9 protein-coding genes are annotated in these 13180 nt (G+C 41.6%); 1 reads left to right on the top strand and 8 read right to left on the bottom strand.

The window, feature by feature from the left end:
• Window positions 1-47: 47 nt before the first annotated feature.
• The 8 genes from B5Y40_RS26575 to B5Y40_RS26610 all read right to left on the bottom strand — a co-directional run bounded on the left by B5Y40_RS26575 (window position 48) and on the right by B5Y40_RS26610 (window position 12076).
• Window positions 48-1097 (bottom strand): FecR family protein, encoded by a 1050-nt coding sequence (locus B5Y40_RS26575; protein ID WP_079689884.1) that lies wholly within the window; start codon window positions 1095-1097, stop codon window positions 48-50.
• 135 nt (window positions 1098-1232) lie between these two features.
• On the bottom strand, window positions 1233-1814 hold the full coding sequence (locus tag B5Y40_RS26580) for an RNA polymerase sigma-70 factor (RefSeq protein WP_079689885.1): 582 nt from the start codon (window positions 1812-1814) through the stop codon (window positions 1233-1235).
• Between the two features lie 244 nt (window positions 1815-2058).
• Entirely contained in the window at window positions 2059-3747 is a 1689-nt protein-coding gene (locus B5Y40_RS26585; RefSeq protein WP_221408990.1) for a RagB/SusD family nutrient uptake outer membrane protein, read from the bottom strand.
• Window positions 3748-3779: 32 nt separating this feature from the next.
• Window positions 3780-7094, bottom strand: coding sequence for a SusC/RagA family TonB-linked outer membrane protein (locus tag B5Y40_RS26590; protein ID WP_079689886.1), 3315 nt, complete (start codon window positions 7092-7094; stop codon window positions 3780-3782).
• Between the two features lie 168 nt (window positions 7095-7262).
• Window positions 7263-8270, bottom strand: a complete 1008-nt coding sequence (locus tag B5Y40_RS26595; protein ID WP_079689887.1) for a FecR family protein — start codon at window positions 8268-8270, stop codon at window positions 7263-7265.
• A gap of 82 nt (window positions 8271-8352) precedes the next feature.
• A complete protein-coding gene (locus B5Y40_RS26600) occupies window positions 8353-8934 on the bottom strand; it encodes an RNA polymerase sigma factor (RefSeq protein WP_079689888.1) in 582 nt (193 codons plus the stop codon).
• Window positions 8935-9187: 253 nt separating this feature from the next.
• Entirely contained in the window at window positions 9188-11659 is a 2472-nt protein-coding gene (locus B5Y40_RS26605) for an ABC transporter permease (RefSeq protein ID WP_079689889.1), read from the bottom strand.
• A gap of 90 nt (window positions 11660-11749) precedes the next feature.
• Complete coding sequence (locus B5Y40_RS26610; protein ID WP_079689890.1) at window positions 11750-12076, bottom strand: hypothetical protein; 327 nt, start codon at window positions 12074-12076, stop codon at window positions 11750-11752.
• 318 nt (window positions 12077-12394) lie between these two features.
• Here B5Y40_RS26610 and B5Y40_RS26615 point away from each other — a divergent pair, with 318 nt between their 5' ends.
• Window positions 12395-13144, top strand: a complete 750-nt coding sequence (locus tag B5Y40_RS26615; protein WP_079689891.1) for a GH12 family glycosyl hydrolase domain-containing protein — start codon at window positions 12395-12397, stop codon at window positions 13142-13144.
• Window positions 13145-13180: the final 36 nt, after the last annotated feature.

Genomic DNA, 13180 nt, shown 5'->3' on the forward strand with positions numbered 1-13180 from the left:
CCTAATCTCTTTTTTACGAATGGGGTGTAGATTTTATACTTACATAGTTAATTTGATTTAGTGGTTGTGTCTTCTTTCACACACCCCGTTCCATCGAGGTATATTGTGTCGTCTTTCAGTTCATAGGTAGCCTCAATCGAACGGCTCAGCATTTCTAAAATGTCGGCCAGGTTCTGATTGGTAAAGTCTGCCCTTAGCAGGCAGTTCTTCAGGTTTTCATTTTTAACTTGTATTGTTACGTTATACTTTTCTTCGAGCATGCGCAGCACGCGATCTACAGGTACATTTTCATATACTATAGTTGTTACCTGCCACATGGATAGTTCGGGTAATTGAATCGGTGCTTCCTTCAGTAAACGGTTCTCCGATTTAACATACGTAACACGTTCGTTTGGTGTGAGCAGAACAGATGATGAGTCGCGAGTATCTGTTGGTTTCATTTGTACGGCTACCTTACCCGTCATCACCGATACCTCTATTGTGGAAGCATCGTTATAGGCTTTTATGTTAAAGCTTGTACCGAGTACTTTGGTGGTAACATTTCCGGTGGTAACAATGAAGGGACGGTTCTCTTCCCTGGCGACATCGAAGAATGCTTCGCCTTTCAATTGAATGAAGCGTGATGCTTTTGAAAATGTAGTGGGATATTCTATACTGCTGCTTGGCTTTAGCCATACAGTGGTTCCATCAGAAAGGTCCTGCCGAAGTATAGATTGTGTTTTATTGACTACAGTGGCAATGGTTGCCTGCAGATTGGCTGGAACATCGGCAGCTTTGCGATCTTTATATAGTATACCTATACCAATAACTGCGAGCACGCTGATAGCAGCAGCCACTTTGAAAAACAGCCACCTTGTAGAATTATCGTGGTCGTGCTTTTTTTCGTCTTCCGGAAATTGATCCGCCTCATTCAGATTATTCTTGATCTGCTGCATCATCTTTTTCCTGAGCAATTCGTGTTGTTGAATGTCCAGCAACCTGATATCGTCAGCAGATGTCTCAAAAGAGTCGTACCAGGTGTTAACAAGGTCATTCTCTTCAGGCGTACATTTTCCTTGAAGGTATTTTTGCAGAAGCTCAGGTGTAATTCTTTCCATTGTTCAGGCATTTACTAAAACGATCCGTTTGCCGTGTTCAATCGTTTTAGAAGGTCGCTTACTAAATAGTCAGGTCTTACAGGCTGATCCCCTATACGCACCAGAAAATATTTTAAAAAAGAATTTGAGACTTGATCAGATTAATCCGATCGTGGATGAGATGACGACTATAATCTGTTTGATATTCATGCGCAAAACACGCAGTGCTTTGCCTAGCTGATGCTCCACCGTTTTCTCAGATATACCGAGCTGTGAAGCAATTTGCTTCATGGTGAGATTTTCCTGGCGGCTTAACTTAAATACCTGCTGACATTTAGGAGGAAGCTTGCTGATCTCTTTTTGTACCGATACATGAAGATCGTTTGCAAACACAAGTTCTTCTGTACAGTTATCAGCCTCCGATAATGTTTTGAGCTGGAGGTTGAAATATTGCTTTCGGATACTTTCGTGATGCAGGTGATTTATCACTTTATATTTCACAGCAGTATATAAATACGCTGTGAGTGATTTGATGTGAACAAGTTCGCGATTGATCCAGAGACTGGTAAATATATCCTGTACGAATTCTTCGGCGATTTCCCTGGATTGAATCCGCCTATAGGCTGTCGAGTATAGCTTGCGCCAATACCGATTATAAATCTCCTCGAACGCAGCCATGTTCTGCTGTTTGAGCAAGTCTACAAGATTTTGGTCAGAATAATCTTTGAACTTATTCATGAGGAACCTTGGTCTAGGGGTATAACAATATTAAAACAATTTCCTGCGGATTAACAGTCTTTTTTACACTTTTCACTCAAAAAAAGTGATTTGTAAACGGTTGCGACTCACTTTTTCATTGTTAATCAGTCGTTTAAGTGCTTAAAAAATGTTTAAAAGTTTTTTAGAAAAGAAGCCGCTCCATTTCTGGTAGCGGCTTCATAACTAACCCAAGACAACTATAATTCAATGACCAACTATGAAATCAGTTTGCACCGTTTGGCTTCAACAACGGGTTCGCATTGATGGCTTGATTTGGAATCGGGAAGATTGTTTTGTCAGCAGCATCGGCTGGTTTATCCCACCACTCCGAACCAAATTTATTCCATCGGATAAGATCTGTTCTACGATGACGCTCTCCTAAAAATTCTCTTCCAAGTTCATCTACAAATTCATCATCCGTTAATTTGCTCAGATCAGCTTCGTAGCTTTGGTCATCCCAATCTTCTGCTTTGAAATTTCTTTCACGCACAGCATCGAGTAATACAGCAGCTCCGGCTTTATCACCAGCCCTATATTTACACTCGGCCAGTGAATAGTATATTTCAGCAAGTCTGATTTCGGGTGCAGCATTGAACTGAAATAAATTTTGGGACATGGGCAGCCATGGAAATTTCAGCAAGCGTACTCCTGAATTTTCTTCACCCGTATTTACGTGTGAACCTTCCTGCCAGCGACCATTCGGTTTTTCGGAGAAACGTCCAACCTGGTCAACAAATTTCAACGGCTGACCATTCCACTCTTCTGTACCTTTCACTGTTTTGGTGCTATCGTATCCAAAACCTTTTGCTTTGTTAAATTCATACATCTGACCAATGAGGAAAAATCCTTCGTATTCACCACCGGTAGCAGTTGTATGGAACGGCTGTTTACGTTTATCGCTATCAGCAAATTTTTCATACGGTTTACCCAATGTATACGGAAGTTCGTCTCCGTTGAGATCAAGTGAAGGAGTTAAATGTATACCATTCCAGCCACCCCAATCATTATCCAATGAATAGCGCGCCTGGTAATGCATCATTGCATTATACATCCAGCCAAACTCATATATATTCTTAGCATGTGGAAACTCGAATATATTTTCCGGAGATTTGTAGCCTTTTACACCTGAACGGAATGGGCCTTTATAATCAGGATCTATTGTATAGGTACCATACTCGCCATCGATGATTGCCTGTGCATATTGAGCACATTCAGTATACATTGCGGTGCCTATCCATTTCTCTGCATTCAGATATAGTCTTACCAGCAATGAAGCAGCACCTCCCTGATCCCAACGACCAGACCGAGCGTTCTTCGGCAGATTGGGTAAAGACTCTTTTATTTCTTTTTCTATATATGCAAAAACTTCCTGAGCTGTTGATTGAGGTTTAATCGTTTCTATATCTTCAACAATCGGCACACTTCGGAAGAAGTCAAGTAAGAAAAAGTAAAACCAGGCACGTAACGTTCTGATCTCTGCTAAATGTCTCACTTTATCAGCCTCGGTTAATCCAAGAGTGGGATAATCCAGCCTTGTCAAATCACGAATCAATATGTTACATTGTCCTATACCTTGATAGGGTCCCGTCCAACTTCCATAAATTTGTCCCTGATCTGGGTTCCACGCATGATTATGTAAGCGTATCCAGTTACCATCATCGTATCCGTGCTTTCCTTTTTGCGTCCACACGAATTGATCAGCTGTTAACTCTTGTAGCAACCAACGGTCACCATCCCAACCGCACCAGTGTGCATGTTCATATGGGCGAACAAGTGCAGCGATAACTGAATTTTTATCCTGGTAGTATACATCTGCCGGCAATACATCGAATGCTTCTTCATCCAGATTTGTACATGACGTTGCTACCATTACTGTAATGAGTAAGGTATAGCGCAATATATTTTTCATCATACTTTTCATAAATAAGATTAAAGGGATCGTACTTAGAAACCAACCTGCACACCAAGTGCAAAATTGCGTACAACAGGGTATACGTTTAGACTGCCCATGCCTGGCTCAAGGCCGGTTACACCTATAGCAGCCGGATCAAGTCCGGTGAAGCCGGTTAAGGTAAACACGTTGCGCACAGTACCGTATACACGAACACTGCTGATTTTGCCCTGTCCTATTTTCGGAGACCAGCCGAGTGTAATGTTCTCGAGTCTGAAGTAGTCACCATCTTCAAGGAAGTAATCAGTAATTACTTTTCCGCTGGTGATATGTCCGTTGCGACCATAGGCATCTTCAAGCAGGTTCACATTTGGTTCAGCCTGCAAACCATAGTACATCTGGTATAGATTCATGATCTGGTAATCGAAACGTCCGCGGAAGAAGAGGGACAGATCAAAGCGTTTATAGCTAAAGGTATTACCGAATGATAATTCATACCGTGGCATACCATGCCCTATATAAGTCTTATCGCGGTTTGCATCTGCTTGCGTAGAAGCTACGATAGCTTCACCACCAACCTCTGCATTTTTCCAGATGAGTATTTTACCATCTTCATCTACACCGGCATATTTATACCCCCAGAAGCTTCCGATCTCGGTTCCTTCTTCGAGGCGATAAGCAGGGCCCGGGTTACCCGGTGAAGGAAGATCGCCCATATAGCGGAAGTCAGCCTTGAACTTGTCATCTCCGAATTTATCCATACGTGATTTCGTATAGGAGCCGGTAAGATTTATAGTATAGCTGAAGTCAGATGTTTTAATCGCGTTCCAAGCTATAGCCAATTCAATACCTCGTGCACTCTGCGTACCTACATTTACAAACATACGATCATGCAGATAAGGAGGCACCGGTACTAGGTAATCATTTATCAAATCACTTCCCTTACGAATGAAGCCATCAATGCTACCACTTACGCGATTTTCAAACAAGGCGAAGTCAAGCCCCAGGTTGTAAGAAACCTGTTTCTCCCAGCGAAGATCAGGGTTATAATTGTTGCCAGGTCCAAATACTTGAATCCACTGTCCCTCATCGTTCTGATATTGACCATAACCATCATATTTCGCCAGAGAAGTATAGCGATCAAATCCCGTACGGCCGGTTACACCATATGACACGCGTAGCTTCAGGTCATTGATAGCACCTATATCCTGAACTGCCGGTAATGAAGATATACGCCATGCGGCTGACAAAGCAGGGAATAATCCCCATTTGTTTTTATTCCCAAATTTTGTATTTCCTTCATACCTGAATGAACCCATAAAAAAATATCGATCATCGAAACTATAAGTGAGACGACCTAAGAACGCAATTGTCTTTTCTCTACTCTTCCAGGAATCCATGACATCTGCCATCTTAATTGGTTGGCCATTTCCATAGTTACCAAAACCAATATTGTTATAGCCATAAGAATCAGAAGGGAAGCGTCTATTTTGTAACCAATGACCTTCATTATTAAACTCCTGATACGAATAACCTCCCAGCACTTTAATGTCGTGACGATCAATTGTAGTATTGTAATTACCAAGCCACTCCAATGTATAGTCCGTCCAACGCTCGTCCTGCAAACGGGCACGGCCGGTAAACATGCCGTTGATCGATTCAGATGATTTCCCGTTATAATATTGTTTCAGCAACATGTCTTGCGTCTGACGTGCTAACTTAACTTCTGTACTTAAATTCTTAAGCAGATTTAGCTTCACATTGAAATCGAAAATAGAATATACACGCTCTGCCCGAAGCTCACGAGTTTTTAAGGCCTGTACAGGGTTGTAGGTATCATATCCCTGTAAATTATTATAAAAAGTAGGATTGTTAGGATCCATTATCGGAATGGTCGGATTCAGTTTTACGGCTTGCTGAAATGCACCGTAATTGTTTACCGGATTAGCAAAGTCAGTACCCAGCAAATCTTCATTTGCTACACGGTATGATATATTTCCCCCGAGTTCCAGGAAACCATTGAGTGCTCGCTGTACGAAGTTTGTTCGTAAGCCATATTCTTTTCTTCCAGAAGCTATATCTATACCATCTTTTGTACGATAGCTTGTAGACACACGTAGCGTTGTATTCTCATTACCACCTGACACAGCGATGAAGTGGTTCTGACCAAAGTTTCCAGTGTTAATCAGTTGATCATACCAGTCAGTGCGTGCACCGCGATCGGCATCACGTCCACGCTCCAGAAACTCTTCTGCTGAAAGTATATTTGGTCTTGCTGCAACGACATCATGTTCAATATAGCTATCGTACGTAATTGATGGCTTACCAGCTTTGCCTTTTTTAGTTTGTACTATAATAACACCGTTGGCGCCACGCGATCCGTAGATTGCTGCTGCACCTCCATCTTTCAAAACATGGAATGACTCAATATCCTGTTGGGCTAAATTTCGAAGATCGCCACCCGGCATACCATCGATGATGATCAGCGGAGCGTTACCAGCTTTGAATGACGATGCACCGCGAATCTGTATATCGGTACCACGGTTCGGATCACCAGCCGCAGGGTTTGAGACAGTAAGGCCTGCTACTTTACCATCGATCATTTGCAACGGGCTGTTGAATGCACCTTGCAACATTTCTTTATTGCCTACCGATACAACAGCACTGGTAAGTTCACGTTTCTCTTCTGTACCATAACCCACCACAACAATCTCTTCGAGTGTTTGTGTGTCGGCCGTTAATGTAACATCAATGATTGTACGATCAGAGACAGCGATCTCTTGTGTAGCATATCCGATGAAAGAATATACCACAACCGGATTATCGCTGACCAGGTCGAGTGAGTATTTTCCATCTGCGTCTGTAGTAGTTCCGTTGGATGTTCCTTTTTCAATTACGTTAACACCAGGCAGTGGCTGTCCGGCATCATCCTTTACAACACCGGAAATCTGTATAGCGATGATGCTATAGTTTTCACTTGCTGTACGTATGGGCTCTTCGGGTGGAGCGGCTTCTGTTAATACAATTTGTTTTCCGATCACCTCGTATTCAACCGTGCTGTTAAATACTTTTGTCAGCACATCTTCCAGTGGCGCATCAGCAGCATTTAATGTTACGTTCTCAATATTCTTTAAGAGACGCGGACGATACGTAAATTTTACACCGGCTTTAGATTCGATGGCTGCGAGAACAGATTTGATTTTAGCATTTTCTACCTGGAGGGTCACCTTACGTTTTAACACCTCCTGCCCGCTTGTATCCACAGCGTAACCGAACATGATCGTTGCGCAACTGATCATCATATGGATCACGGTGATTTTCATAAAGAATAGAAATGCTTTTCTAAAAGGTTTAGGTTTATTATTCATACCTTAGAATGTTTTTGTTAGACAATAGGCAAAAACTTGATGCTGCGCGAGTAATCGCGCAGGCATGACGGGCTGATGATAGTACCAGTATCATTAGCCCATTTTTTTATTTATATATAGTAGGGGTCTATTTCATAGCGCGCGGGTTTGGTGGAACATTAAAATTTCTCATTGGCATCCTTTACTCGTGATGGTAATTGCCGCATCCTGAATTTTATATTCAGCTCCGATAGCTTTACAGATTATTTCGATTCGCTGATACAAACCTTCGTCCGACATAGAGGTTGTGAGACTACAATTCGAAAGGATATCCGGATCATATAGTATATCAACACCGTAGTTTGCCTCCAGGACTTCAAAAATTTTTGTCACCGGAGTGCCATCATATTTCATTTCAAAAAGTGTTGGCTTTTCAAGTACGATCTTCGGATCATCCACAAGCTTCTTTGTTACTTTCATGATTTCACTATTATACACGGCCTCCTGATTTGGCGTGAGTATAACTTCCTGATCATGTTGAATTACTTTCGGATTGGTTGAAACGGAAACTTTACCAGTCTTTACTGCCACGGTGGTTTGCTTTGCGCCTTTGTACGCCTTTATCGTAAAACTTGTGCCCAGTACTTTTGTGATCACTTCATTCGCATATACCAGGAAGGGCCGAAGTGTATCGCGCTTCACATGAAAGAAGGCTTCACCGGCAAGATATACTTCACGTTTATCGTCTTGAAATATATCGGCTACACGCAGTTCGCTCCCAGGTTTGAGCGTTACTTCACTTCCATCTTCCAGCGCTATCAAGCGCGGAGTACTGGTTTTATTTTCTATCAACTGTATACCGGAAAATTTCTGACCGAAATTTTCAAGCGACAGAGGCAACTTTTTAGTATTTGAAAAATGTGACGAAAGAAAGATTACGCCTCCTGCCATGATCAGCAACAATACTGTTGCTGCAATCTTCCACGAATAATGGAATGTTGATTTTCTTGTACGTTTTATTTGCGACTGAAGCCTTGACCAAAGTCGTGCCTGCGTAATTATAGTATATTCTTCACCCGTCTCCTGTTTCGGGTTATCAATGGCTTCATACCACTTGAGTATAAATTCCTCTTCCTGCGGTGAACATTCGCCACGGGTATATCGCTCTAATAGCTTGCTGAATTCTTCGGGTGTCATAAACAGTAATAGTAAAGACACAGAAGTGGTCGGCTATCCTAAATTCTTATGTAAATTTTTTTTAATGAGCAGATGAACGTTCTTATTGATCGATAAAAAGAAGAATAGCAAGTATAAAATCGCGGAGCTGTATACGAAGCTCTTTCAACGATTTCGTAAGGTGATATTGAATTGCTTTCTCCGAAAGCTTCAGTCTGTTTGCAATTTCAGAAGTGGAGCGACCTTCTATGCGACTAAGTCGAAATACTTGCTGTGATTTTTTTGGAAGTCTGCTCACAGCATGTTCTATAGCTTGCGACAAGTCATCATAGATCACCGTGTTCTCCGTGTCATCTTTTTGTTGTGGTATAAAATTCTTGTAGTAATCCCAATATTTACGCTGCGTAACTCTTTGCCGGATGTGATTGATCACACGGTTACGCACTGCGGTTTGCAAATAGAATGAAAGATTGGTAATCAGAAATGAATCTCTCTTCTCCCACAATGTTGAAAAGATACTTTGCACAATCTCTTCAGCTTCTTCACGAGATTGTACTTTGGAATATGCCTGGTTATATAGCGGCCGCCAATGCTTTTTAAAGATTGCTTCAAAAGCATGCTCACTACCAAGGCGTAAACCTTGTAGCATTTGTTCTTCTGTTGTATAGAGGTTCAGGTGCGACATTCAGCAACTCCATACAATTTTAAATAAAATTTGATACAATCGTTTTCGGACACGGAAAAAATTTACACTTTATCTCACAACATTATTTTTCACACTATATAGAGTGTTGACTTAACGTACGTTACAACATCATCGTGATATAAGAATCCGTGTCCGTGCTTTTTAATAAGTGTTACAATGACGCGAATTTATATCGACAACTATATATAGCTATACATCAACCTATATTTGAAGGTCTTCAAATTTCACAGCATCATTCACTCCGTAAAGAGTTGACAGGATTTGCGCGGGCTGCCTTCCACGTTTCATAACTTACAGTAACCAACGTAACGGCTAGTAGTCCAAGAAGACTGATTAAGAATATAAATGGACTGATCATGGAGCGATATGCAAAATCATTCAGCCAGCGGTCTGCTAAAAAGTAAGCTATAGGAATAGCAATGATGGCTGCCACCAAAAATATTTTTACAAACACCCACACAAACATTGTAACAACCTGCCGAACAGCAGCACCCAGCACTTTGCGAATGCCTACTTCTTTTGTTTTCTGCTCCGCAGTATAGGAAGCTAATCCAAATACGCCCAGCGCTGTAATGATGATGGCGAGTACAGCAAAACTTTTTGCAAGAGAAGATACTCTGCTTTCTGCCAGGTACATTCTGTTGAACTCATCACTCACGAACCAGTAATCAAAACCAACACCGGGAAAGATCTCTTTCCACTTTTTTTCAATGGACTTAATTTTCTCCTGGAAATTTCCTGCAGGTAACTTTATATAGGCAATGCGATCGATGAAGTGTACATGAGGATTTAATACTAAGGGCTCGATGGGTTGGTGCATCGAACGAAATGGAAAATCTTTTACTACACCAATTACTTTATAAGTCCGATTACCATTACCGTTATTATCATCAACTTCCATAACGGATGAACCGATAATTTTTTCAAGCGGCTGCTGAAGCGCTTTTACTGCGGCTTCGTTGATAATCATAGAACTTGAATCTGCTACATTGGCTGCATCGAAATCACGACCCGCTATAAATTCCAGTTGATATGTTTTCGCGAAGTCAAAGTCTATATTGAGTTGGTTCCATTGAAGATCTTTGTCGTGTAGCTCTGGAAACTTAAGCGTTGTTCCAATCCATCCGAAATAATTTAACCGTGGCAAATGATTAGCCATCGTTACATGCTCTATATCTTTATCCTGTAATATAGCTTGCTTGAAGGCTGCAAATTTATCCTGTGGTGCTGTTCCTCCATACCGAATGGAAAGTAGCTGACTTCCTTGTGCATTGAGTTTTGTATTCTGCATGTGCTCCATCTGCCTGATCACGATGAACGTGGAAATGATCAATACCAAAGAGACGGTATATTGAATGGTCACTAATCCTTTCCGGAATAATTCTGCGCCAGCACCTTTTATTACTTTTCCTTTTAACACTTCGACCGGTCTGAACCCAGAGAGATATAGGGCCGGATAACTTCCGGACACAAACGCCATAAACATTACAATAACGCCTACGATCAGTAACATAAATGGATTCAGTAAGGATGCCACTGTAAAAGATTTATGTGCTAACTGATTAAAAGGTTGTAAGAAAATAATGACGAGCAATACCGCGAGTATAAGAGACCCTGCTGTCATCAGTATAGATTCACTGAAAAATTGCCACGCGATTTCACTTCGTCTGCTGCCCAGCGATTTACGAAGCCCTACTTCCTTTGCTCTTCGTGCAGAACGTGCTGTGGCCAGGTTCATATAGTTTATACAGGCGATCACCAATATCAATATAGCGACAGAGCTAAAGATGGCCAGGTATTTTTTATCACCACGAATCCCATTCTCCCACAAATTCTTCTGATCAAAATGCAGGCCTGACATCTTTGCCAGAAATGGTTTGAGTTTCCACCCACCGGCAACAAAACCAGAATCGGCTTGTGCCATCTGATTTCCCCACATCTGCAAATCTTTTTCCAGTGGCTTGATGTCAGACGAATGTTTTACAACAATATAGCTCTCGAAAAATTCGGCCTCCCGAAAGGATGTGCCCTCCATATATACAGTAAAATTATTGCGTACGCTTCGCAGTGCATTTACGTTAATTATATATTGCGGCTTAAAATGTGAGTTCGAAGGAAAGTCTTTATATATACCTGTAACGACAACATCGATCTCTTTACCATCGGTAGCCCAGTTGTGCTTTATAGAAACCACTTGTCCTATAGGATCAAGTTCATTGAATAATTTCTTTGCACCGGTTTCGCTTATCACCAGTGTATTATAATCTTCAAACATCTTATCTTTGTTTCCCTTCAGAAGATCGAATGCCAGCACAGCGTCAAAGCCGGGTTCGGCCCAGCGCACCTCTTCAGTCAAAATAATTTTATCACTCGCTTTGTGATGGAACGATGTAGGATACCCTATATTATCAATGCGTATACCGTGTGTAACTTCGCTGCGTGTTTCCTTCAATTGCTTTAACCAATACCCTGGTGCTACGGTGTTGTCAAATTCTTGTCCGCTGGCATTGGTAAATGTACAGCCGATGCGATATGTATCTTCATGATACGGATGCATGGTGTCGTATTGTAGCTCGTCACTGATATATAGGAATATAAGAATAGCGCAGGCAAGTCCTAACGCGAGCCCGAACATATTCAGTACAGCAAAGAGTTTTTGGCGTTTGAAATTTCGAAGCGCGATGAGCAGATAATTTCGAATCATGGCCGTAGGTTTTAGTATACTAAAGAAACGATACCAATGTGATAAATGGTTATCACCCACCTGGCAGGATTTTATCAGACAAAAAGTAATCTATCTTTTCTTGAACTTATCGAGCCATCGGTTGGCTTCTTTTTGTCGTTGTATCTTTCCTTCAGATAAGTATTGATTCAACTTTTCGTTCATCGGCCCTTTTGATGTGAGGTGATAGTAACCGCATTCATCACATAAATATACCGACACCGGTCCCATACCCGGGGCATAATCAAACGCTGTCCTTGTTTCAATCAGAACGTCCTCAGCAATTTCTTTGGAGAGATAACATTTTTTATGTGTGATGCAATTTGACATATAGGTTGCACTGATTGCCAGAAGAGATTCGAAACGCAAAGTTACAGTAAAGTATATAGCGCGCGGCATTTCTTATAAAGAAGCTATTGATACATCGACAGCACAATCAGCCAGGTGATTCAAAAGTGGTGCACCATCTATTATGATAAGCAGATATACTATAGATATATCTGGAGTTTAAACTTTTAACGCATCCGGTTTACTCTGACTGGAAATTCTAACCATATAAACCCCACAGAAATCGATTGAAAAACCGGAATTATACCCTACTAAAAGATATTTTATACCCCTCTTCGCGTGAATGATCCGTATTCTTTAACAAAATGATCCCATCGCTCTTTTAGTCACTTTTTACCTTCATGCAAACGATTTAAACCAACGTCAAACATGAAAAACATCTTTGCATTTCTAATCATGGCGAGCCTCGTATTGGCATGTCAAACAGAAGAAGTTCAACCATCTAATACCGAAGTATTGGCTGCGTGGGGATCCAGCGCTCAGTACGCCACATGGTCTAATGGTGGTTATACACTTTATAATAACATTTGGGGATCGGGGGCCGGAGCTCAATCAATCTGGGCCAACTCCTATAGCAACTGGGGCGTGTGGGCTAATCACCCGAACACGAATGGAATCAAATCGTATCCAAACTGTACACGTTATGTCGGGCGCACACTCAGTTCTTTAAACACATGCAGCACCAGCTATAATATTACAACGCCTGCTGGCGGTGCATGGACTGCAGCGTATGATGTATGGGACAGTGGCAAGCAGCACGAGATCATGCTGTGGATGAATTATACCAGCAACCCGAACGGAAGCGGCAACATCAAGCCTATATCTTATAATTGGAATGCCAGTGGTAATCCCGTTCCTACACACACCAATGTTTCCATTGGAGGCCATACCTGGAACGTATTCCGTGGCAACAATGGAAGTAATCATGTATACTCTTTCCTGAGAACAAGCAAGACAAACTCTGCAACGATTAATCTAAAAGATATTATGAACTGGGTGAGAGCCCGTGGGTGGTTCGGAGATATTACAGTAGGCGATGTACAATTGGGATATGAGATCACATCGTCAAGCGGTGGCCTCAATTACGTTACCAACAGTTACTCGGTTTCGTTTAATTGATTCATCGCTCGTTTGATTTTCTTCATTCTATAGGGT

It is taken from the genome of Ohtaekwangia koreensis (genome assembly GCF_900167975.1).
GTDB classification, from domain to species: Bacteria; Bacteroidota; Bacteroidia; order Cytophagales; family Cyclobacteriaceae; genus Ohtaekwangia; species Ohtaekwangia koreensis.